Raw genomic sequence first — 22,527 nt, forward strand, 5'->3', positions numbered from 1 at the left:
GCGGGATTCCGGTCAGGTGCACAAGCATGTGCCAGGACCAGGCCATTGTCAGCTGGCACGACACGCAAAGTATTGCCCCGCCGGTTTGTGCACGGCGCCAAACCGGGCGCTGGATTCCCCCAGGCGACGGCTGGCACTCCGGCGCACCGGCCTGGGAATCTGTACGTGGTTTCCCTGCGACCGGAGGTCACACGATGAGACTCCCGCGACTCGCCATGGCCGTCGCTCTCGGCCTGCTGGCGTCGATCACCACTGGGACCGGCCCTGTACAGGCGGATTCCACTGCGGCCGAATCGAATGGCGGCGTGCGCGTCATGCCGCTCGGCGACTCGATCACCGACGGGTTCAACGTGCCCGGCGGGTACCGGATCGGCCTCTGGCAACGAGCGGCCGGGCGCTACACAGTGGACTTCGTCGGCTCGGGCGCCAACGGGCCCGCCCACCTGGGTGATCACGACCACGAGGGCCACTCGGGCTGGCGGATCGACCAGCTGGACGCCAACATCGTGGCGTGGATCCGGTCCGCGAACCCCCGGACCGTCTTGCTGCACATCGGCACGAACGACATCAACCAGAACTACGGCGTCCCCAACGCACCCGCCCGGCTGAGCGCACTGATCGACAAGATCCGCGCCCACGCCCCGCTGGCCGAGGTGTTCGTCGCCCAGATCACGCCGGAAAGCAACGCGACGCGGGAACAACGCGTACAGGCATACAACGCGGCAATCCCCGGCATCGTGGCGCAGAAAGGTCCACGGACCCACCTCGTCGACATGCACACCGGGATGACGACGGCTGATCTCGCCGACGGCGTACACCCCAACGCGGCTGGCTACGACAAGATGGCGGCCCGCTGGTTGGCCGCGCTGGAGTCCGTACCGGGGAGCCTCAGTACCGTGCTCGCACCGCCTGTCGGGGCAACGACGGCATTGTCCAACCCGCAGTCCGCACGCTGCATGGACGTCAGCGGGGCCAGCACGGAACCCGGCAGCCAGGTGCTCATCTGGGACTGCCACAGCAGGGCGAACCAGCAATGGGTCCGTACGGCGGCAGGCGAGTTGCGTGTGTTCGGGGACCGATGCCTTGACGTCAACGGCAACGGCACCGCCAACGGGACAAAGATCCAGATCTGGACGTGCAACGGCACACCGGCGCAACGCTTCACCTTCGCCGCCAACGGTTCCGTCGTCGCCGCCGGGTCCGGAAAGTGCGTGGACGTGACATCGAGCGGCACCGCCAACGGCACGCTCGTGCAGCTCTACCAGTGCAACAACACGGGCGCACAACGCTGGTCAGCGCGCTGAGGCTCTAAGGCGACGCCGGGCGCGGCCCGATTGACGGCCCGGTTGACGACACGGTCACCCGTCGGGCAGATCGGGCAGCTCCCGGGGGAACGGGAACCCGTAGAACCTGAGCGCGAGTTCGCGAGTGTCTGGCTCGGGCTTGTTGTGCAGCAGGCAGTACCGGGTGAGCAACTCGTCGTACTCGGCCGTGAACCGGGCCAGGTCAGCCTCGGACAGGTGGAGGACCGCGCGGCTGCCCGTGGCCCACGCCCCGAACTCGGTGCGGTTGCGGACCGCCCACGTCAGCAGCCGCAGCTCGTTCTGGTACTTCTGCTCCAGGTACGCGGCCATCTGGTCGTCGGTCTCGGCGGGATCAGGCTGCAAGAGGTTCAGCGGTGTCGTACGCCAGCGGCCGTCCCTGCCCTGGCGGGCGTGCCCGGCCTGGGCGAGTGCGGTCAGCTTCGCGGCCACGTCGTCACCCGGCATGCCCAGCACGGTCGCAAGGGTGTCGGCGCTGGTGGGGCCGTTGTCGCTGAGGGCACGGGACAGCTCCCGGTACGAACCAGCGTTGTTCATCTCGACGTCCCGCGCGGTCAGCCTGCGCGACGGCATGCCCCCGTTGAGCAGGACCTTGGCCTGCCACAGCAGAACCACCGCCATCGGCACCTCGGCGCACACCGCCATCACCACGCTCGACCACCGGTCGTGGCTGGACCAGTCGAACACCACGTCGAACCACGCGTCGCACAACAGCATCGCGGCGGTGGCGGCCAGCACCGGCACGGCGGCCCGCCGCCTGCGCAGGCCCAGCCAGAGGGCCACGGCGAAGCAGCACAGCAGTGCGATGTCGAACCCGACCCAGGCCAGCCGCCACTCACCGACCCGGTGGTGGTCGGGCAGCACACCGGCCAGGTAGATCGTCCACGGCACCAGGCACACGGCGGCCGCGCCAACGATCAGCAACAGGAGGCGTCGGGGCACACCACCACGGTAGGCGCGTGAGCCGCACCTGAGCCATGCGGGTTTTCCCTGACCGGGTCGGGTCACCGCACCAGCCGGAAGAAGGCGCGCACCTCCCTGGCGAACAGTTCGGGCTGTTCGAAAGCGGCGAAATGCCCACCGCGCTCGGGTTCGCCCCAGTACCGGATGTCGGTGTACCTGCGGGCGGCCCAGCGCCGGGACGGGCGCGGGATCTCCTTCGGGAAGACCGAGCACCCCGCCGGTATGTCCACTGTGTCCAGCATGTCCGCTGTGTCGCCGCTTGACGCGCCGAACCACGCACCGACCTGGCGGAAGCTCTCCCAGTACAGCCGCGCCGACGACGTGGCGGTGCCCGTCAGCCAGTAGAGCGTGATGTCGTCGAGCATCTCGTCACGGGTCAGCACGGTCTCCGGGTCACCGCCGCAGTCCGTCCACGACCGGAACTTCTCCACGATCCACCCGGCGAGCCCGGCCGGGGAGTCGTTCAGTGCGTAGCCGACGGTCTGCGGCTTGGTGGTCATCTGCTCGTTGTAACCGGACTCGTGCGCCTCGGCGTGCCGCAGGTCCGCCAAGGCCCGGGATTCGGCCTCGGTGAGGTCGTCGAACGTGGCCGGGTCGGGGCCCGCGATCGGGGGCATCAGGTGGATACCCGCCAGGTGCGCGGCGTCCTGCTGCCCCAAGCTGGTGGTGACGCTGGTGCCCCAGTCGCTGCCCATCGCACCGTAGCGCTCGTAGCCCAGTCGAGCCATCAACCGCGCCCACGCGGCCGCGATCCGTTGCACACCCCACCCGGTCTCGCGCGGGCGGTCGCTGAACCCGTAACCAGGCAGCGACGGGATCACCACGTGGAAGGGATCAGCGGAGTCGTCGGTGAGCAGGGGGATGGCCTTCTCGAACTCGAGGAAGGAGCCCGGCCAGCCGTGCGTGAGCACCAACGGCAGCGCGTCCGCGTGCGGGGAACGAACGTGCACGAAATGGATGCCGACGCCGTCGATCTCGGTCCGGAACTGCGGCAACGCGTTGAGTCTGCGCTCGGTGGCACGCCAGTCGTAGCTTTTCGCCCAGTAGGCGCAGAAGTCGCGCAGGTACGCCAGCGGCACGCCCTGCGAGTGGTCGGTGACGGTTTCCGCGTCCGGCCAACGGGTTCGCCGCAGCCGGTCCCGCAGGTCGCCGAGTTCGACCTGCGGGACGTCGATGCGGAACGGGGTGATCTCGTCAGGCACCCCGCCACCGTACGCTACCGGCCGCTGTGGAAGGTGACAGTGAACCCGCTGCACTGGCGGCACTGCCGCACCACGCTGTTGCCCGGCTCGGTGTCCTGTTTGGACCACGCGTAGGCCTTCGGACAGCGGGACTGGATGGCGTTGCTGTACGGGGTCTTGGCGTCCCGGTTGGGGTTCGTGCACAGCATCGGCGTGCCGTCGTCCCAGCGCGTGAGGTTCGCGGGCGGGCAGTACGGCAACAGGTTCTGCGAACACCCCATCGTCTCGCACTCGGGCGATCCGGGCGGGGCCTTCGGGTCGCGCGGCGCGATCGTGACGGGCAGGGAGAAGGCGTTGACGTAGCTGACGTTGTACCACGGAGCCAGCGCGTCCTTGCGGTCGAAGTTGAACTCGGCGAGGCTGGCCGGTTGCTCGCCGGTGCCGCAGCGGTCAGCCCACGGCCCGCAGTCGCCGACCTTGCACCGGAACGTGCTGCCCGATGTGCCTGAGCAGCCCTGCCGGGCGAAGAACTTGCCGCGCCAGTGGTTCGGCGCGCTCGACTCAGGGATGGTGACCGTCGCCGACTGGCCGTTCTGCAGGACGGGCAGCCTGGCGAAGTTCACCGAGCCGTCGGCGTTGACACCGCTGCCCACCCAGATCGTCTGGCCGGACTTGTTGACGAACGTGACCGTGTGATCCGCCGCGGACACGGCAGGTGCCGCTGTCACCACGACGGCGATCAGCGCCATCACCGCGGACAGGATCTTGCGCATTTCTCCTCCTCTGGCGCGAAGGGCGACTACGCCGCCGCGCGGTACGCGGCGCCTGACTGGTTGGCGGTCGCGCCGGTGTACAGGCCGGTGGGACTGGTACCAGTCGACAACGTGAACCAGGCGTACCGCTCCACGAACGACAGGCCTTGCATCATGCTCGTGGAGTTGCGGATGAAGTCCGACTGCTGCGCCTGGTTCGGGTATCGCGGTGCGGGGCCGGTGAAGTCGATGAGCCCGTACTCGGTGACCCAGATCGGTTTGCGGTACCGGTTGTACACGGCCTGGATGTACCCCTTGAGGTGCCCAGTCGCCGCGGCGGAGAAGTCGCTGCCGTACCAGTGCAACGGGATGAAGTCGACACGGTGGCCACGAGCCGCCGCGCCGCTCATGAACCGGTCGAGCCACCCACCGGCTTTGTCGCCGCCGAACGCGACCGCGGGCGCGCCCAGCCGCATCCCTGTCCGCTGCAGCCGTGGCCACAGCTCGAGCGCCCGTTCCACGGACATGTTGGCCTGACCTGCCATGTCGGGCTCGTTGAACCCGAGCAAGGTGGTGCCGAGAGCTTTGGCCTGGTTCAACTCGGCGTCGGTGACCGAGCCGGGGCCCCAGATCATCGGCACGAACTCCACCCCGCCGGGCGCGCTGATGCCCTGCTTGCCGGACGCCCATGTGTAGTACCAGCCCACCCGCGAATCCGCGAGCGCACTGGTGACACCGGAGAAGTTCGCCGCGCTGACGCCCTTCTTCGTCGCCTGGACGGCTGCCGCCGGGTCCACCGCGAGCGAGGACACGAGCAGCAAGAGCACGACCAAGTAGCGCAGTGATCGCATGGACATCTCCTAGCCTGCCGCTGGAGCGGTCCCGGCTATGAGCCGAGTCGGCTTGGCGGCGCAGGTCCGTGGTATTCGCCAGCTGACTCCGGCGTCGGAAGCTCGAACAACGAGAGAGCGCTCTCATCACCAGGTTACGGTTCACAGCGCCGCGCCGTCAACGCTTGGAGCGTCAGGGAACTCCTAGGACGTCTACGAGGTGAAGATCGGGGCGAAAGCAGTCCGGATGTCGGCGTCGGAAGGTTCGACGTACTTGTCCGACAGGACGCTCCCCTCGAAGCCGGTGATCAACTGCGGACACGTCGCACCGCCGACCTCCACCCTGGTGTCGATCACGACGTTGCCGGTGCGCAACTCGTAGGCCTTCACCGTGAAGGCCATCTTGTTGAACGTCACGTTCTGGATCCGGCTGTCCGACAGGCTCCGGTACCGACAGGTCCGAACCGCCGCGCCGAACTCCTTGGCTCCGATGCAGACGACCATCACGGCCTGCGTGTTGTCCGCTTTCCACTCGGCGGGCAGCTTCTCGATCTGGGGCGTCGCGGACTTGTCGGGGTGGTGGACGACCGCGCGGTTCGTGGTTCCCTTCGCGTACGGGGCCGCGCCGCTGTAGGTCGCCGGAGTCGTGCAGTAGTTGCTGCCCAGTGTGGCGAGACGGCTCAGCTCAAGTTGTCGCGTGGCTTGCGTGACGCCTTCCTGCGCCTTGGCCGCGAGCGCATGGCCGGGATACTGGTCCAGGAGTTGCTGGTAACGGCCCTTGGCTCCGTTCCAGTCCGCGGCCGCCGCCATCTTCTCCGCACACCCGGCCAGTGCCGCCGGAGCGATCTTCGGCACGACGTCGGCGGACCGGTCGAGGAGGTTCCTGCTTGCCGGTCGCTTGCGCAGCCAGTCGGTGAGTTCCGCGAGATCGCAGGGTGCACGGCCGGACAGGCTGCCGAGAAAGCCGTCGAGCACGGTACCGACCATCTTGTCGTGCCCGGGGAGATCCGTGAGCACGGCAGCGAGTTCGTGGTAGCTCGACCGCAGGCCATCGGGGTCGCGCCGCGACGCCGCGATCTCGAGCGTCTCCTTGGTCTTCGCCAGACGGTCACACGCCTGCGCGGTGCGTTCGCTGCGCACCGTCATCGGGCCGTCCACAATGGTGTGACCGAGCCAGATCCTGTCCAAAGCGGAGCGCGCCTTCCCGCAGTCCCCGCCGTCACGCGCCTCGACGATGCTGTCCTCGACACGAGCCGCGTCGAACCGCACGTACCCGACAGCCGCCACCACCGGAACCGCCATGAGCAGCGCTAGCAGCCTCGGCCGCCGCACAGCCGCCGCTCGGGACGGTTTGCCCGCGAGATACCACCCGTGTGCGATGAGAGCAGCCCACCACACAAGGAAGAGAACCTCGAACCACACACCCGGAACCACAGTCCCGAGCAGCACCACCAGGCCGATGGTGACCAGCGCCGTGGCAACCGCCCAAGCCCGCCTGCCCAGCATCAGATAGCCGACACCGAGCAGCGAGGCGTTGCCGATGGCCACCGCCGGCCGATCGTGCCGTACGTGCCGCACCGGCTCCGGCTCAGGCAACTGGTAGTACATGCGTGCCATCTTCACGCGCCACGCCGGGAGCGGTCCCGGGGTGTCCCGGTGCCGTGGGGCGGCACCGGGACGACTCGGCGGTGACTACGGGTTTTCGGCTAGAAACCCATCCGGCAGCCTGCCACGATGATCTCCTGCCCCAGCAAGGTGACCACACGCACGGCGTACTGCGCGTACTGGCCGTTCGGGCCGGTCACCGACTGGTTGAGGTGGACCGTCGCCACACCGGGGATGCCGATGGTCGCGGGCTGCGTTCCGATCGGCTGACCGTTCAGCGTGCCAACCCGCGACGAGCCGGACAACCCCTGTTCGTTGGCGATGCAGCTGGTTTCCAGGTCCGACAACGTGATCACGCCACTCAACAGGCTGGCACTGGACACATTGGCCGACGCGTCCGTGCGGCCGGTGTCGCTGTCCATAGTGCACTCGGCGTGCAGCGCCTGCACGGAAGCCAGGCCGGGTACGGTCAGCGACGCCGTGGTCTTGTTCGAGTTCGGCGGGCATTGCGCGTGCGGTGTCTTGGCCACGGTGATCAGGCCGTTGGCGCTCAGCGACCAGGCCTCGGCCCGTACGTACGAGACGATCTTCACGATCGCCGTGGCCTTGCCGCCGTCGTCATCGGTGATCGTCACGAGCACGTTGTGCGCTCCGACACCGGTGTAGGTGTGTGACGCGGTGCATGTGCCCGACCCTGCGCCCTGTGCGACCGTTCCGTTGACGACTGGGGTGCCATCGGCGAAGTCGACCGTGCAGGTGTGCGTGTCGTGCGTGGCGATGTCGGTGAACGGCGCGGTGACGCCGATCGGGGTGCCGCGCACGACCTGGGTGCCGTTGGTGGGCGAGGAGATGCTCACGTTCGGCGCCACGTTGGTCAGCGTCAGCGTCGTGGTCTTGACGACGTCAGGGTGCAGTGTGTCGTTGGCGCTCAGCCGCAAGGTCCACACGCCGTCGTCGTTGCACGTCACCGTGGTGTTCAACGCTGCCGCGTTGCCGAACGTACAGGTCGTGCCTTGATCCACATCGGACAGCGGGGTCGCGCTCCAGTTCGTCGTCAGGCTCGGGCCGTCCGGGTCCGACACCTGTCCGGCCAGTGCGACAGGCGTGCCTTCCTGGCCCGCGTACGGTCCGCCGATGGTCACCACCGGCGGGTCGTTCACCCGGACGTTCGTGCACTCGGTGACCTGCCCCGCGCCACCGCCGTCGGTCCCGTGTGCTGTCACGCACAGCTTGTGCAGCCCGGAGGTGAGCGTGCCCGTGTTCACGGTGTAGTTCACCTGGGCCGGGCCGGTCTGCGGCAGCCCGGGTGTGATGTTGGTGATCGGCGTCGCGGGCCCGTTGTCGACCGACAGGGTCAAGTTGACCAGTTTGGACGCGATGATGCCCGGTACGACGTCAGGCAGGTTGGCCGGGTCGGGAACGGCTGTGCAGGTGCCGCCGGTGAGATCGGCGATCGCCTGCAGGCTGGCGTTGTAGTTGCCGAAGTTGCAGCTGGCACCGCCGCCGACGGCGAAGGTGAAGTACGTGGTGTCGTCGGGTACCGCGCCCGCCGGGCCGGTCACGTCGTTGCTCTGCGCCCCGTCCGACAGGAACATGACGATCTTGCGCGCCTCGGTCTGCGCAGTGGTCACCGTGTTCGCCGCGTTGATCCCGGCGACGAAGTTCGTGCCGGTGCCGACACTGCGCCCGGTGAACTGGTTGAGCCCGCCGATGACCGCGGAGTTGAGCACCTCGTCGATGTCACGTGTGCCGTTGCCGTTGTCATCCGTCGTCGGCGTGGTGAGCAACTGCTCGCCACCCGCGGGCCGGACGTCCGCCGGAGCGCTGTTGGAGGCGAACACCGCCGCCCCGACCGTGCCGACAACAGTGTTCGGCGCGGCTGCCTTGTTGTTCAACGCTTTCCCGGCGGCGATCTCACACGCCAGGATGTTCGTGTTGCTGCACGCACCGGCGGTACTGCCGGACACGTCGAGCACGTACGTCAACGCGGTGTCCTTCACCGCGACACCGGTACCGATCGAGGCCGTGCCGGTGACGGTCACCGGACCCTGTGGAACGACAGTGTTGTTCGCCGGACTGGCAATGGTGACAGCGATACTGGTCCCGCCAGGCAGGTTGCCGTCGGCGGCGTACGCCGCCTGCCCGGCCGCGACAACGGCCACAAGCGCCAAGACGCCGGTGACGAACAGCGGTTTTGTTCTCACGTAACAACTTCCCCTCGACGAGGTTACTTGCCAAAGGGAACATCGGCCGCCCGGTGAACCGGTTACTACGCCACATCAGTGAGTGACGTTTGCCATGCACACCGGGAAATCAGAGGTCACCACCGTTTTCCGGGCCCGCCGGGGCCTTCGGTGATCATCGGTTTTCGCTCGAACAGCTCAGTGACCCGCACCAACCGGCCTGTCCCGATCGGGCCCGCACTGGGCCACTGGAGTTTCCCTGCTCGACGAACAACCACTCGCAGTAGCTTCACCGGTCACCGACGCAGATCGAGTACCCCTTCGGATCGCGCCACGGTCCGCCGTTCCGCTCGAACCAGGAACTGATCCGTGTCGTGAGGGAACGAATCACGGCGTCACGCTCCGGCGCATCGGGCCGCATGCCGCACATCGACGTCACCGCGCCCGCGAAACGCAGCAACTGGGCCGGTTCGTGAAAGACCAAGCTGTTGTCGACCCGGCGCACACGCACCCGGCGGAACACCGCACCCATCAAGTCCGGCAAGTTGTCCGAATGGACGCTGTTGACCGCCCGCACACCCGGGTCGGCCACGTGCCGCTCGACTTCCTCCCGCACCATACCCATCACCCCGGGAACCACGTCAGCGTGGTTGACAACCACCACCGTGACCCCGCCATCACGTGACACTCGCCGGAATTCCCGCAACGCGGCAGACGGATCGCTCACGTGGTAGAGCATGTACCGCGCACAGACACGATCGAACGCATCATCCGGCAGCGGCAAGTCCGTCGCGGAGCCGAGCCGGGCGTCGACGCCGGGGTGCCCGCGCAGATCCGCCACCGCCGACTCGGAGGTGTCCACGCCCACCAGTCGACCGGAGTGGCCAGCAGCGTGCAGGTTCTTGAGGAAGTCACCCGTTCCGAAGCCGACATCGAGCACGTCGTGCCGCGCCAGCAGATCACTCTCGGCGCGGACGTTCACCTCGACGTCGTCCGGGAACTCGCTGTGCTCGCGGTGCGCCCACATCCGAATTCGCAGCGCGGACAGGCTGGTGTACTCGGCTTCGACCGCCTCGGCCAGTTCGTCGTTCACGAGTGACTCCCCAAGCCGGTTCCTGTTACTCCTTTGTACCCGAATCAGGTCAGACAGACTCGGCTATGCGGTCAAGCCCATCCGGAAAGCCAGACCGCGAAGCTCAAGAGCTGCCTGTCCTCGCGTTCGAGGCAGCAACGCCATCACGGTTGCCCGTAGATACGGACTGGTCCGAACTCGTTGTGGCGCCAGCTTTTCTCCTCGCAGCAGCGCCACAACCGCTTGCTCTTCCGATCCGCGCCGCTGAGTCAGACCGCGCGCCATGTCACCCCAGAACGTGGCGCGCCGACCTGCCGAGGAGATCTGTTCGAGGTCGATCGCAGTCGCCAACTCGGCCACCTTGGCGCCTTCACCGAGCTCGACCGCCAGGGCGACGCGCCACAACCCCACATTGGTCGGACCGAACATCATGCCCGCGAAAGAACCTTCACCGGTTCTCGTGGCGACATCGGCGGCCTCCACCAACCGATCATTCGACAAGTCCGCGCGATTCAGCGACGCGGCATTGAGCGCGGTCGTGAGGTTCAGCATTCCGTATATCTCGCCGTGTTCACCATCGCCTGGGCCAAGGGCGTCGGCAGCACGACCCGCCAGAGTCAACGCGCGTTGACGGGAACGTTCACCCACAACAGCGTGACTGCGCACGAACTCGGCTACGGCACCCCAGTCCGGGCTGCCCAACGCTGCGGCTGCACGATGCAGATGGATGGCGACCAGCCACCCGAGGTCACCATGACCGAGGTCCTTGACCAGATAGAACGCGTTGTGCAGCACCTGAACCAGCAGCAACTGCGCGTCACCGCACAGCTCCGGGCGCTCCTGGGCAAGACCGTACAGTTCGGTGATGAGACCTGGTACGAGTCTTCCCAACGTTCCATAGTCTGAAGCGACTGTCGCCGCGTTGACGGCGTCCACATCCGCTCGGATCGCCGCGAAGGGCCGAGCATCAGCAACCGACTCCAGCATGTCCAGTTCGACATCGCGAAGGATCGCACGCAACTGCGGAGCGGCCGCGTGCCCAAGGGCCTCCGCGCGATCAGTGGGCGGGTATGGCTGGCCCGTGATGTTCGCAGGTGATACCTGCAAAGCGTCCGCCAACGCGAGCACCAGGGATCGTCGATCCAACGCCCGCTTGCCTCGTTCGAGGAGGGACAAGTAGCTCTCGCTGATACCGGCCAATTCCGCGACTGTGCGCAGACTGAGGCCGCGCCACAACCGTAGTTCACGCAACCTGCGTCCGTCATGACGAGTGCTGCCGTTACCGGTGTCGCTGTCGTCCATAGGACCCGCCCGTCACATCGCGTACACGAACCAGGCTACCCGGCTACCGCCGGGCCACGCCTTCGACGGTGTCCGCGAAAAGGTCGAAGAGCTCCGGGGGAAGGTCGTGTCCCATGCCGGGTACCAGGAGCAGCCGAGCACCGGGGATGGTGTCGGCGGTGTCCTTGACGCAGACTGTCCTCATCGGACGGGCAGGCCGGGATTGGCCGATGTGGACATGATCGAGGTCGACGACGAGACCCGGTCCGGCTGGCCCGCGGCGACGAGCTGCGCCCATATATGGCGGGCCCCGCCATTTGATCACCTCACCGGCTTGAGCTGCTCCTATGCCAGACCGGTCGATCCCGCATCCACCGATCGGTTGATCCGGGAATCAGCCCGGGGCTGAGCCAGCGCTGGCTGCGCAGTCGATTCGGTCGGCGTTCGCGAAGGGCACGCTTCTCGTATGGCAATCATCGAGGTAAACAACCTCGTCAAGCGCTACGGCGACTACACCGCGGTCAACGGGGTCAGCTTCGCCGTCGAGCAGGGCGAGATCTTCGGCATCCTCGGCCCCAACGGGGCCGGGAAGACCACCACCGTCGAGTGCATCGAGGGGTTGCGCGACCCGAACGGCGGCTCCATCAGGGTCTGCGGCCTCGACCCGCACCGCGACACCGACGAGTTGCGGCAGCTGCTCGGTGTCCAGCTGCAGAAGAGCGAACTGCCGGACAAGCTCAAGGTCGGCGAGGCGATGGAGCTCTACAGCTCCTTCTACCGCGACCCGGCCGACTGGCGTGAGCTGATCGAGACGCTCAACCTCACCAGCAAGCTCAACTCGCAGTTCCGCAGCCTGTCCGGCGGGCAGAAGCAGCGCCTGTCGATCGCGCTCGCCCTGGTCGGCAACCCGAAGGTGGCCGTCCTCGACGAGCTCACCACCGGCCTCGACCCGCAGGCACGCCGCGACGCGTGGGACCTGATCGAGAGCATCCGCGACCGGGGCGTGACGATCCTGATGGTCACGCACTTCATGGAGGAGGCCGAGCGGCTCTGCGACCGGCTCGCCCTGATCGACTCCGGCCGCCTCGTCGCGCTCGACACCCCCGCCGGGCTGGTCTCGAAGGTCGACGACACGCAGCGGATCCGGTTCCGGCCGTCCGCACCGCTCGACCACGCCGTGTTGAACGCGTTGCCCGAGGTCACCGCGGTCGAGCAGGCTGGCAGCCAGCTCGTCGTCACCGGCACGGGGAACCTGCTGCTCGCCGTCACCACTGTGCTCGCCCACAACCAGGTCGTGGCGGGCGACCTGCGCGTCGAGCAGACCACGCTGGACGACGCGTTCGTCGCGCTCACCGGCCGCCGCATCGAGTCCTGAGGAGAACCACACCATGTCCGCGCTGTTCCGGCTCACCGCCACCGAGACCAAACTGTTCTTCCGCGAACCGATCGTCGTGTTCTTCGCCCTCGCGTTCGCCCCGATCCTGCTCGTCGTGCTGGGCCTGATCCCGGCGATGCGGGAGGTCAGCGCCGAACTCGGCGGCATCAGGGCGATCAACGCGTACGTACCGGTCGTCGTCGCGATGGGTCTCGCCCTCTTCGCGCTCAACGGCCTGGCCCTGCTGTTCGCCTCCTACCGGGAGAAGGGTGTGCTGCGCCGCATGCAGACCACCCCGGTCAAGCCGATCGTCATGATCAGCGCGCAGATCGTCATGGCCACCATCCTGTCGGTCGTGATGATGCTGATCATGGTCGCCATCGGCCGGTTCGCGTACGACGTGAACCTGCCCAAGCAGCTGCTCGCCTACCTGATCAGCTACCTGCTCGCCGCGCTGGCGATGTTCGCGGTCGGCCTGCTCGTCGCCTCGCTGGCGCCGTCCGGCAAGAGCGCGAGCGCGATCGGCACGCTGGTGTTCTTCCCGCTGGTGTTCTTCGCGGGCCTCTGGGTGCCGCGGGCCGCCATGAACGACGTCCTGCGCACGATCAGCGACTTGACCCCGCTCGGCGCCGCCGTGCAATCATTGCAGGACGCCACAGCCGGTACCTGGCCGCAACTGCTGCACTGGGCCGTCCTGCTGGGGTGGACGATCGTGGCCGGGGGGCTGGCCGCGCGATACTTCCGCTGGGAGTAAGTGGTGAGCATCGAGGCCGAGCTGAGTGACGAGTTCGACCGCTGGGAGCGCAAGGAGAACGCGACCTTCAAGGTCCTCCCCTACTTCCTGCTGTCGGCCAGTGTCATCGTCACTCTGCTGCAACCGCTCTGGCACGTGCCCGTGCACCTCCCCGCGGTGCTCGGGCTCTCGCTCGCGGCGGGGCTGTGGCTGCTCTGGTTCCACACGCTGCACCCGGAGTGGCACGCCAACCGCCCGCTGATGGGCTTGAACTACACCGGACTGATGGTGCTGGCCGCCGGACTGGTGGCCATCGCCCCCTGGTACGGCTTCTTCACGTTCATCGGGTACCCCCTGGCCTTCCAGTACCTGGACGGCCGCTGGCGCTACGCCGGTGCCGCCGCGACGGCGACGATCTCGGCCGCGGCGTTCATGGGCGGCGTGGCCAGCATCGACGCCGACAACATGTGGCTGGCCTGGGTGGCCGTCTCCGCGGTCTCCACGGTGCTCTCCGGTGCCCTTTTCTACTTCGCCGAGATGGCCAACCACCGCAACGACAAGCAGAGGCAGGCGCTGGTCGAGCTGCGCAAGGCCAACGACAAGCTCGAGGACGCGCTCGCGGAGAACGCGGGCCTGCACGCCCAACTGCTGGTCCAGGCGCGCGAGGCCGGGGTGATGGACGAGCGGCAGCGGATGGCGCGCGAGATCCACGACACCCTCGCCCAGGGCCTGGCGGGCATCATCACCCAGCTCCAGGCGGCCGAGCAGACGCTGGGCGATCCGCCGAAGCTGAGCAAGTACATGTCGAACGCGATGAACCTCGCCCGCGAGAGCCTCACCGAGGCCCGCCGCACAGTCCACGCGGTACAGCCCGCCGTGCTCGCCGAGTCCCGGCTGCCCGACGCGATCAGCGACGTGGCCAGGCGGTGGTCCGAGGTCAACGGCATCGACGCGGTGCTGACCACCACCGGTGACGCCCGGCCGATGCACGCGGACGTGGAGGTTACGCTGCTGCGGACCGCGCAGGAGGCGTTGGCCAACGTGGCCAAGCACGCGAGGGCCAGCCGAGTCGGGCTGACCCTGTCCTACATGGAGGATCTGGTGAGCATCGACGTCCGCGACGACGGCGTCGGTTTCGACCCGAACGCCAAGCGCGCCAACGGCTCGACGAACGGCGGGTTCGGACTCGCCGGGATGCGGCAGCGGGTGCAGCGCCTCGCGGGTCAGCTGGACATCGAGTCGGAACCAGGCGGCGGCACCGCGATCTCGGCGAGCGTCCCGGCCATCCCCGCGGGAGGCGGCAAGTGATCAAGCTGTTGATCGTCGACGACCACCCGGTGGTGCGGGACGGGCTGCGTGGCATGTTCAGTGCCGACCCGCGCTTCGAAGTGCTCGGCGAGGCCGGTGACGGCGCCGAGGCCGTGGCCGCCGGGGAGAAGCTCCAGCCCGACGTGATCCTGATGGACCTGCGGATGCCGAACACCGACGGCGTCACCGCCATCAAGGAACTGACGAAACGCGGCGTGCCCGCCCGTGTCCTGGTGCTCACCACGTACGACACCGACAGCGACGTGCTGCCTGCCATCGAAGCGGGCGCCACCGGCTACCTGCTGAAGGACGCCCCCAGGGAAGAGCTGTTCCGCGCGGTGGAGGCGGCCGCGCGAGGCCAGGCGGTGTTGTCCCCCGCCGTGGCCACACGCCTCATGGGACAGATGCGCCAGCCCGCATCCGAGCCGCTGTCGCAGCGTGAGCTGGAAGTGCTCCAGCTGATAGCGCGGGGTTCGACGAACCGCGAGGCGGCCCAGCAGCTGTTCATCAGCGAGGCGACCGTCAAGACACACCTGCTGCACGTGTACGCGAAGCTCGGTGTCAGTGACCGGGCAGCCGCCGTGGCCGCGGGGTTCTCCCGTGGTTACCTGACGCCGTAGCGTCTGGGTGGCTACCAATGTGGCCTTTGTTGCGAAAAACGCTACAAAGGCCACATTGGTTGCACGAAGCTCAAGGGTTGCGGGCGTTGTTCACGGCGGCGGTCACCAGGCGCAAAGTGGGCGTGCGCACCAGTGTCGCGAGAGCGGCGTCGAAGTCCGCGCGAGCGGGCTCCCCGACCACGCGGTCGGCGACCTTGGCCAGCATCGTGAGCAGGTCGAGGGAGTTGCCTCCCAGCTGCTGGAAGTCGGTGTCGTCGTCCAGCCGGTCCGGGTCGATGCCGAGGATCTCCGACCACACTCCGGCGACCGCCGCCGCAGTCGTGTCACGCCCTGCTGCGGACGCCGCCAGAGCCGGGACGCGGGCGAACGGATCTGACAGCTGGCGCGCGTCGACCTTGCCGTTCATGGTGTGTGGGATGGCATCGACGAACACCGTGGCAGCGGGCACCAGGTAGGCGGGCAGTACTGCGGAGACGTGTGAGACCAGCTCGTCGACCGTGACCTCCGAGTCCGGCACCCGCACCACGTACGCGGCCAAAGCCTTGTGGTCGCCCGACGGACGGGCCAGCACGACCGCCTCGGCCACGGCCGGGTGACCGCGCAGCACATGGGCTGTCTCGGCCGGTTCCACCCGGTGGCCGAGGATCTTCACCTGGTCGTCCACACGGGACACGAACTCCAGTGTGCGGCCGTCCGGCAGCCTGCGCGCCAGGTCACCGGAACGGTACACCCTCGTGCCGTCGGCCATGCGGATGAAGGCCCGCCTGGTCAGTTCCGGCTGTCCCCGGTAGCCGCGGGCCAACTGCGGGCCACCGATCCAGATCTCGCCGGTCTCCCCGTCGGCGGTGTAGCGCCCGTGGTCGTCGATGACGAACACGCTGGTGCCTGCCGTGGGCAGGCCGAGTGGAACGATCGCGGTGTCGTTCGCGTCAGCGCCTGCGTCGAACGGGAGCCACGTCATGATCACCGTGGTCTCGGTCGGCCCGTACGAGTTGACGACGGCGCATCCCGGGCCGAACACCTGCTGCGCTTCCCGTGCCACAGCCGTCGACAGCGGCTCGCCCATCGTCACGACCGTACGGAAGCCTTTGGGCCGCAACCCGAGGCGGTTGATCAGCGCCAGGTGCGACGGCGTCATCATCAGTGTGTTGGCGCCCGACTCCAGCAACAGTTCCCGCAGCATCGAGTGGCTGATGTCCGCGGGACGCAACACCGCGGTGCCACCGGCGAGCAACGGCAGGTAGAGCGCGCAGGCCGCGACGTCGAAGCCGAGTGACGCCAGCATCGGCAGCCTCGTTCCCGAGTCGAGCCCGAGGTCGCGGATGGCCCAGTCGGCCCACGTCCGCACCGCGCCGTGCGGGATCTCCACGCCCTTCGGGCGGCCGGTCGAGCCGGACGTGTAGATCAGGAACGCGAGCTGGTCGTCACGGATCTCCGGCACGGGAACCCGCACGTCGGTGTCCTCGCCGAAGTCGTCCACCACGAGTCGCACGCACCCGTCGGGAAGGCAGTCACGCACGTCATAAGGGCGCTGCACCAGGCAAATCGGGGCTCCCGCGTCGGCGAGCAGCCCGGCGATGCGCGCGTCCGGGTTGCGCGCGTCGATCGGCAGGTACCCGGCGCCCGCACGCAGCACGCCCCATACCCCGATCGTCGAGGCGACGGAGCGGTCGCCGAGCACGCCGACCACCGTGTCAGGCCCGGCACCGCGCTCGCGCAGAGCGGCTGCCACCGCAGCGGTGCGGCGCTCCATCTGCCGGTAGGTCAGCACGCCGTCCTCGCCGCCGTCGAGCGCGATCGCGTCCGGGGTTTTGGCGGCGCGTTGCAGGAAACGGGTGACGACGTCGTCAGCCCAACTGCCGGGCGCGGGCGGCTTTCCCGCCTGCGGCAGCGAAGGCGGGCGTGGCGCGAGTGTGGACACGAGCCGGTCCAGCAGCGCGTCCAGGCGTGCCTGTGTCGCTTCCCCGTCCCACCAGGCCACCGTGATCTCGGTGTGCCAGTCGAGCTCCGTGACGTTGAGCACCGGCGACTCGCCGGGCAGGGGGCGTTCCATGATGTACGCCGTGTGCGAGGTGAACCCTGGGGCGCACAGGTTTCCGAGCTCGAAGCGGCCGGCGTGGGAGATCACCGCGTCGACGGGGACGCGTTCCTTCGGGCGTGTCTGCCGGTTGGTCTCCAGCAGGATCGACTCGATCGCCGGGAGCGGCACCGACAACACCTTGTCCGGGACCACGTTCTGCGCCGGGGCACCGTCCTTGACACCCTGCAGCATGCGCGCGTGGATGTCCGCCCAGTCCTCACCCGCCTGGACCTCGACGGGCATGCCGAGCGTGAGGTTCGCCGTGCTGCGCACCTCGGGCCGGTAGTACCGCAGGTCCACGGGGACGTAGAAGGCGGCCTTGCGCTTGGTCCCGGGCTGTTCGGCGACCACGTCGGCCAGCAGCGCGGCCAGCCGGGCGGTGATCCCGGGGAACCTGCCCTGCAGCGCGCGGCGAGCGACGACGGTGCGTGGCTGGGAAGTCGGTTTGCAGATCCCCATGATCGGGGTCTTGTCCGCGTGCGGGAACGGTTTGTCGGTGCGCACGGGGAACTGGTCGTACACGTCCCGGTCGGCGACCGGGTCCGGCGCGCCGATCACCGGTTCGGCCCGCAGCGCGCGGAACACGTCATAGATCCAGGAGCGCAGCCCGTGTGCGTCCATCACCGCGTGGTTGGCGCGGAACACGACGGCCGACCTGCCGCCCGTCTCCCGCCGGACCAGCACGACCTGGCAGAACGGGACGCCCGGTCCGGTCAGGCATTCGTGCAGCTGCGGAATCCGCAGCAGGTCCTGGTCCTCCGCGACGTCGACGACCGCCAACGGCGGGGGCTTCCCGCCGTCGACCCAGTCGTGGTCGCGCCGGACGAGCCGGGCGCCCGGACACGCCTGCGAGGCGACGGCGATCGCCTCGGTGAGCCGGTCGGGGTCGAGGGCACCGTCGCCCTCGACCACCACACCGAACGTCGGTGTCATTCCGCGGGGGTGGCCGAGGAACCACCATTCGAGCGGGGTGATCCGGCGGCGGAAGGTCCGCTCGCCGGTCGGCGGAGGCTTGAGCGCGGTCATGACGCCGCCTCGATCGACAATTCCCGTTCCGTCACCGGCTGGTTGAGCACGAGGAAAAATCGATGCCTCATAATTGGTTACCCCTCAAATACCCGCGGGACCGGCAGAATTGTTCGCACCGTAGTGGAGGACGACTGGATCCCTCAAGCGTTCAATCCGCCACGGGTGGAGATGATATTGCGCCGGTCAGGACCCGCTGAGCCGGGCGAGGTACTCGCCGTGCGCCAGTTCGTCGTTTTCCCGTGTTCCGTTGCCCGCGGCCCACAGGCCGCCACCCGGGATACTGCCGAGCTGCCGGTAGCCGAATTCCACCAGCGCCGGCTTCGACGTCTGCTGCCAGGCGGAACCGTCCCAGCGCAGCAGGCTGCCGATCCACTTGTAGCCCTGTGCGCGGTCGTAGACGTTGGCGCCCGCCCACACCTCGGTGCCGTTGAGGGTCAGGACCACCGACTTCTCGTCCTGGTCGACCGGCAGCGGGGTGGCCGTGGCCGTCCAGGCACGACCGTCCCACCGCGCCAGCAGCGCTTCCCGGGTCTTGACCGAGATGCCGTTGGACTCGTAGGTGACCTTCTCGCCGCCGACCCATGCCTCGCCGCCGCGGGCGACCACGGTGTTGAGCCTCGTCGCGACCAGGTTGACCTTCGGCGGGTTCGGCACCGCGGTCCACGCGCTGCCGTTCCAGTGCAGCACCAGCGCCTGGTCGTCCGAGCCGAAGCCGCGCTGCTTGGTGGTGCCGACCGCCCACACGTCGTTCGCCGAGGTGGCGTACACGCTGGTCAGCTCGGTGTTCCCGGCCGGAAGGGGGACGCTCATCTTCTGCCAGGCGTTGCCGTCCCAGCGGATCACGCCCGCGGTGGTCACCTCACCTTGGGGCCGCCACGAGCGGCCGACGGCGAACGCGGTGTTCCCCACCGCGGCGATGTCGTTGAGGTAGAACTCGTTGCCCGACTCGGTGGGGTACGGCTTCGAGGTCCACTTCTGGCCGTCCCAGCGGTAGGCGGCGGTCGACGCCACGGTCCACACGCTGGTGCTCGACGCAGCCGACACCGCGTGCAACGGCCCCTTGCAGGTGTCGATGAGTCCCTGCTGGGTCCACTTCCGGCCGTCCCAGCGGAAGACGTTCCCGCACGTGCCCGTCACGGGCGGCTTGTCGAACCGCGACTGGCCGACGGCCCATGCCTCCGTGCCGCTGACGGCGGCGACGTCGTTGAGCTGCTTCAGAGGCTGGTTGTAGCCGTAGGGGAAAGAAAGGTGATCCCAAGCCGGTGCGGCGGCCGCGCTGACCGTCGCGGTCGAGCACACGAGACCCGCGGTGACCGCGAGCGTTCCGACAATTCTTAATGGCGACCGAAAACCGCCTCTTCGCATATTCACGAAACCCTTTCTACCAGCGAAGACCAATCGCTTGAAACCTTTCCAACGAACACCTTTTCACCGAAAAAACCGCAGCGCGTCGGTGCCGTTCAACTGCATGAACCGCAACAGTTGAACGGCACCGGGCACCATGTGGCTCGATTGTTTCGCGGACCCCGTGTCAGGACACCTTGATGGTCGGGGAATAGATGTCCATCCAGATGGCCATGTCCAGCGCGCGCTCGAGGCCGCGCCGGGACGCCTCGCTGATCTGCGGCGAATCCATCGCGACCGCGGTGCGCAGCACGTCCTTGTCGATCAGGTCGAAGACCGGGTGCGACGCGTTGGCCAGCAGTTCCTTGGCGTGCTCCTGCAACGCCCTGGCGTAGCTCGGGTCCTGTGTGGACGGGTAGGGCGACTTGACCCGGTCGATGACCGACGCGGGCAGCACGTCCCGGCACGCGCCACGCAACAGGGACTTCTCCCTGCCGTCGTAGGACTTCATCGACCACGGCGTGTTGTACACGTAGTCCACCAGCCGGTGGTCGCAGAACGGCACACGCACCTCCAGCCCGACCGCCATGGACATCCTGTCCTTGCGGTCGAGCAGGATCTGCAGGTACTGCGTCAGGTGCAGGTAGCAGATCTTGCGCATCTGGAACTCGAAGTCGCTCTCGCCGTCCAGCCGCTGCACGCCGCCGATCGCGGTGGCGTACCGGTCGTTGATGTACGTCGGCAGGTCCATGGCGGAGAGCACCGACTGCTGCAGCACCGGCATGGGCTTGTCGTCCTCGGACTTCGGGATGAACTGCAGCAGCCACGGGAAGGTGGGGATGTACTGCGCGGCCTCGTCGAAGAACCACTTGTAGCCGCCGAAGACCTCGTCGGCGGACTCGCCGGACAGCGCCACCGTCGAGTGCTGCCGGATCGACTTGAACAGCAGGTACAGCGACGTGTCGACGTCACCGAAGCCCGCGGGGGTGTCCCTGGCGCGGACGACCGCGGCCCGGACCTCGGGGTCCGCCAGGTCGGCCGAGGACAGCACGATGTCCCGGTGCTCGGTCTTGGCCATCTCGACCACGTCGTGCACGTACGGCAGGTCCGGGGTCGCGCGCTGGTCCTCCGGTACGAAGTTCTCGGTGCGGCCGACGAAGTCGACCGCGAAGCTGCGCACGGTCTCGCCTTCCTTGCCGAGCTGCTGTGCGGCGATCGCGGTCATCGCGGAGGAGTCCAGGCCGCCGGACAGCAGGGTGCAGCGCGGCACGTCGGCCACCAGCTGGCGCTCCACGATGTCGTCGAGCAGCTCACGCACGCGCGCGACGCTGGCGTCCTGGGAATCCTGGTGCGCCTTGGTCTGCAGGCTCCAATAGACCTTCTCGCGCACGCCGTTGGCGTCCACCGTGACCACGGTGCCCGGCTTGACCTCGCGCATGCCTTCCCACAGGGCCTGCCCCGGGGTCTTGATGAACGCGAACAGCTCGCGCAGCCCGTCCAGCGTGACCGTCCGCTCGACCAGCGGGTTGGCCAGGATCGCCTTCGGCTCCGAGCCGAACAGGACGCCGTCCGCGGTGGGGTAGTAGAAGAACGGCTTGATGCCCATCCGGTCCCGGATCATCACCAGCTTGCGCTCGCGGGAGTCCCAGATGGCGAACGCGTACATGCCGTTGAGCCGGTCGGCGACCGCCTCGCCCCACTCCACGTACCCGCGCAGCACGACCTCGGTGTCCGATTCGGTCTCGAACCGGTGCCCGCGCCTGCGCAGTTCGTCCCGCAGCTCGACGAAGTTGTACGCCTCGCCCGCGTAGACCATCGCGACCGTGCCGTCCGGGGCACCGCTCGGGTTCACGCTCATCGGCTGGACGCCGCCGGGCAGGTCGATGATCGACAGCCTGCGGTGGCCGAGCGCGGCGTGCTCGGTGACCCAGCTGCCGAGGTCGTCCGGGCCGCGACAAGCCATGGTCTTGGTCATCTCATCGAGGGTGGTCCGCTCGCCGCGCAAGTCACGCTGAAAGGACACCCAACCGACGATTCCGCACATATCCGTTCTCCAATCAACCAACGACTTCTGCGACGTGGTCCGACACCACATCCGACAAATGGCGGTCAAGGATGTCGATCACTCGCGGCATCTGCTCGACGAGGAAGAAGTGACCACCGGGAAAAACGCGCAGGTCGAACTCGCCGGTGGTGTGAGTCCGCCATTCCCCTGCCTCGGCGACCGAGGTCATGGGGTCCTGGTCGCCGCTCAGCGAGGTCACCGGGCAGCCGACGGCGGCTTCGGCGCCGACCCGGTAGGTCTCGATCGCGCGGTAGTCGGCACGCAGCGACGGCAGGGCGGCGGCCATCATGTCGGGGTCGCTGAGCACGATCGACGCGGACCCGTCGAGTCTCCTGATCTCGTCCATGATCGCGGCGTCGGTCATGGCGTGCACGTTCCTTGCCGGTGCCTGCTCGACCGCCGGGCCACGACGGCCTGAGACGATCAGGCGGGCGACGGGCAGTCCCGCACGCTCGCAGCGGCGCGCGACCTCGAAGGCGACGACAGCGCCCATGCTGTGTCCGAACAGGACCAGCGGCAGCCGCGGCCGCCTCGCCAGCACCGCGAAAACGCCGTCCGCCAACGCGTGCATGTCGGCGATCGGCTCCTCATGGCGGCGGTCCTGCCTGCCCGGGTACTGGACGGCCAGCACCTCCACGCGGTCGGCGGTGTTCAACGCGAACGGCACGGGGCGGTAGAACGGAGCGGTTCCGCCCGCGTGCGGGAAGCACACCAGGCGGGCGACGGGTGACTCGACCGGGCGGTAGCAGCGCAACCACAGGTCGTCATCGGTGGGATCGGGCAT

The 22,527-nt window shown here is 68.1% G+C and carries 18 protein-coding genes; 5 read left to right on the forward strand and 13 right to left on the reverse strand.

From position 1 onward, the window contains the following. The first annotated feature begins 194 nt into the window (after window positions 1-194). Window positions 195-1,304 (forward strand): ricin-type beta-trefoil lectin domain protein, encoded by a 1,110-nt coding sequence (locus ALI144C_RS41760; protein WP_076992723.1) that lies wholly within the window; start codon window positions 195-197, stop codon window positions 1,302-1,304. A gap of 54 nt (window positions 1,305-1,358) precedes the next feature. Here the strand turns inward: ALI144C_RS41760 and ALI144C_RS41765 are convergent, their stop codons facing one another. From ALI144C_RS41765 to ALI144C_RS56005, 9 genes are all read right to left on the reverse strand, one after another. After that, window positions 1,359-2,264, reverse strand: a complete 906-nt coding sequence (locus ALI144C_RS41765; protein WP_076992724.1) for a hypothetical protein — start codon at window positions 2,262-2,264, stop codon at window positions 1,359-1,361. A 62-nt stretch (window positions 2,265-2,326) separates the two neighbouring features. Next, window positions 2,327-3,487, reverse strand: a complete 1,161-nt coding sequence (locus tag ALI144C_RS41770; RefSeq protein ID WP_076992725.1) for an epoxide hydrolase family protein — start codon at window positions 3,485-3,487, stop codon at window positions 2,327-2,329. A gap of 14 nt (window positions 3,488-3,501) precedes the next feature. Beyond that, window positions 3,502-4,239, reverse strand: a complete 738-nt coding sequence (locus ALI144C_RS41775; protein ID WP_076992726.1) for a thaumatin family protein — start codon at window positions 4,237-4,239, stop codon at window positions 3,502-3,504. A 26-nt stretch (window positions 4,240-4,265) separates the two neighbouring features. Then, entirely contained in the window at window positions 4,266-5,069 is an 804-nt protein-coding gene (locus tag ALI144C_RS41780; RefSeq protein ID WP_076992727.1) for a glycoside hydrolase family protein, read from the reverse strand. 192 nt (window positions 5,070-5,261) lie between these two features. Next, window positions 5,262-6,665 carry a hypothetical protein gene (locus tag ALI144C_RS41785; protein WP_076992728.1) on the reverse strand — a complete coding sequence of 468 codons (1,404 nt, stop codon included), beginning with the start codon at window positions 6,663-6,665 and terminating at the stop codon, window positions 5,262-5,264. An 89-nt stretch (window positions 6,666-6,754) separates the two neighbouring features. Beyond that, complete coding sequence (locus tag ALI144C_RS41790) at window positions 6,755-8,857, reverse strand: choice-of-anchor P family protein (RefSeq protein ID WP_076992729.1); 2,103 nt, start codon at window positions 8,855-8,857, stop codon at window positions 6,755-6,757. 268 nt (window positions 8,858-9,125) lie between these two features. Next, window positions 9,126-9,929, reverse strand: a complete 804-nt coding sequence (locus tag ALI144C_RS41795; RefSeq protein ID WP_083753842.1) for a class I SAM-dependent methyltransferase — start codon at window positions 9,927-9,929, stop codon at window positions 9,126-9,128. 63 nt (window positions 9,930-9,992) lie between these two features. Further along, window positions 9,993-11,210, reverse strand: a complete 1,218-nt coding sequence (locus ALI144C_RS41800) for a helix-turn-helix domain-containing protein (protein ID WP_076992730.1) — start codon at window positions 11,208-11,210, stop codon at window positions 9,993-9,995. 43 nt (window positions 11,211-11,253) lie between these two features. Next, entirely contained in the window at window positions 11,254-11,394 is a 141-nt protein-coding gene (locus tag ALI144C_RS56005; RefSeq protein WP_168211485.1) for a hypothetical protein, read from the reverse strand. Between the two features lie 261 nt (window positions 11,395-11,655). Here ALI144C_RS56005 and ALI144C_RS41805 point away from each other — a divergent pair, with 261 nt between their 5' ends. The 4 genes from ALI144C_RS41805 to ALI144C_RS41820 are packed head-to-tail and all read left to right on the forward strand — an operon-like array spanning window position 11,656 to window position 15,225. After that, a complete protein-coding gene (locus ALI144C_RS41805; protein WP_076992731.1) occupies window positions 11,656-12,564 on the forward strand; it encodes an ABC transporter ATP-binding protein in 909 nt (302 codons plus the stop codon). Between the two features lie 13 nt (window positions 12,565-12,577). After that, a complete protein-coding gene (locus ALI144C_RS41810) occupies window positions 12,578-13,318 on the forward strand; it encodes an ABC transporter permease (RefSeq protein WP_076992732.1) in 741 nt (246 codons plus the stop codon). A 3-nt stretch (window positions 13,319-13,321) separates the two neighbouring features. Continuing rightward, window positions 13,322-14,605, forward strand: coding sequence for a sensor histidine kinase (locus ALI144C_RS41815; RefSeq protein ID WP_076992856.1), 1,284 nt, complete (start codon window positions 13,322-13,324; stop codon window positions 14,603-14,605). After that, a complete protein-coding gene (locus tag ALI144C_RS41820; protein WP_076992733.1) occupies window positions 14,602-15,225 on the forward strand; it encodes a response regulator in 624 nt (207 codons plus the stop codon). Before ALI144C_RS41815 ends, ALI144C_RS41820 begins: the two co-directional genes overlap by 4 nt. A 70-nt stretch (window positions 15,226-15,295) precedes the next feature. Here ALI144C_RS41820 and ALI144C_RS41825 read toward each other — a convergent pair whose 3' ends face one another. The 4 genes from ALI144C_RS41825 to ALI144C_RS41840 all read right to left on the reverse strand — a co-directional run bounded on the left by ALI144C_RS41825 (window position 15,296) and on the right by ALI144C_RS41840 (window position 22,527). Then, the gene (locus ALI144C_RS41825) at window positions 15,296-18,331 is read right to left on the reverse strand and encodes an amino acid adenylation domain-containing protein (protein ID WP_076992734.1); all 3,036 of its coding nucleotides are present in this window, start codon (window positions 18,329-18,331) and stop codon (window positions 15,296-15,298) included. Between the two features lie 186 nt (window positions 18,332-18,517). After that, complete coding sequence (locus ALI144C_RS41830; protein WP_076992735.1) at window positions 18,518-19,633, reverse strand: hypothetical protein; 1,116 nt, start codon at window positions 19,631-19,633, stop codon at window positions 18,518-18,520. A 232-nt stretch (window positions 19,634-19,865) separates the two neighbouring features. Beyond that, window positions 19,866-21,722, reverse strand: coding sequence for an asparagine synthase (glutamine-hydrolyzing) (gene asnB / locus ALI144C_RS41835; RefSeq protein ID WP_076992736.1), 1,857 nt, complete (start codon window positions 21,720-21,722; stop codon window positions 19,866-19,868). A 13-nt stretch (window positions 21,723-21,735) separates the two neighbouring features. Then, window positions 21,736-22,527 carry a thioesterase II family protein gene (locus ALI144C_RS41840; protein ID WP_076992737.1) on the reverse strand — a complete coding sequence of 264 codons (792 nt, stop codon included), beginning with the start codon at window positions 22,525-22,527 and terminating at the stop codon, window positions 21,736-21,738.

Source organism: Actinosynnema sp. ALI-1.44 (genome assembly GCF_001984155.1).
Classification (GTDB): domain Bacteria; phylum Actinomycetota; class Actinomycetes; order Mycobacteriales; family Pseudonocardiaceae; genus Kibdelosporangium.

What these genes read in the sequence shown, in the direction of transcription:
- ALI144C_RS41775 (WP_076992726.1), bottom strand. Translation starts at nt 4,239, where the DNA reads ATGCGCAAGATCCTGTCCGCGGTGATGGCGCTGATCGCCGTCGTGGTG.
- ALI144C_RS41805 (WP_076992731.1), top strand. Translation starts at nt 11,656, where the DNA reads ATGGCAATCATCGAGGTAAACAACCTCGTCAAGCGCTACGGCGACTAC.
- ALI144C_RS56005 (WP_168211485.1), bottom strand. Translation starts at nt 11,394, where the DNA reads ATGAGGACAGTCTGCGTCAAGGACACCGCCGACACCATCCCCGGTGCT.
- ALI144C_RS41825 (WP_076992734.1), bottom strand. Translation starts at nt 18,331, where the DNA reads ATGACCGCGCTCAAGCCTCCGCCGACCGGCGAGCGGACCTTCCGCCGC.
- ALI144C_RS41780 (WP_076992727.1), bottom strand. Translation starts at nt 5,069, where the DNA reads ATGCGATCACTGCGCTACTTGGTCGTGCTCTTGCTGCTCGTGTCCTCG.
- ALI144C_RS41760 (WP_076992723.1), top strand. Translation starts at nt 195, where the DNA reads ATGAGACTCCCGCGACTCGCCATGGCCGTCGCTCTCGGCCTGCTGGCG.
- ALI144C_RS41785 (WP_076992728.1), bottom strand. Translation starts at nt 6,665, where the DNA reads ATGGCACGCATGTACTACCAGTTGCCTGAGCCGGAGCCGGTGCGGCAC.
- ALI144C_RS41800 (WP_076992730.1), bottom strand. Translation starts at nt 11,210, where the DNA reads ATGGACGACAGCGACACCGGTAACGGCAGCACTCGTCATGACGGACGC.
- asnB (WP_076992736.1), bottom strand. Translation starts at nt 21,722, where the DNA reads ATGTGCGGAATCGTCGGTTGGGTGTCCTTTCAGCGTGACTTGCGCGGC.
- ALI144C_RS41840 (WP_076992737.1), bottom strand. Translation starts at nt 22,527, where the DNA reads ATGCCCGATCCCACCGATGACGACCTGTGGTTGCGCTGCTACCGCCCG.
- ALI144C_RS41810 (WP_076992732.1), top strand. Translation starts at nt 12,578, where the DNA reads ATGTCCGCGCTGTTCCGGCTCACCGCCACCGAGACCAAACTGTTCTTC.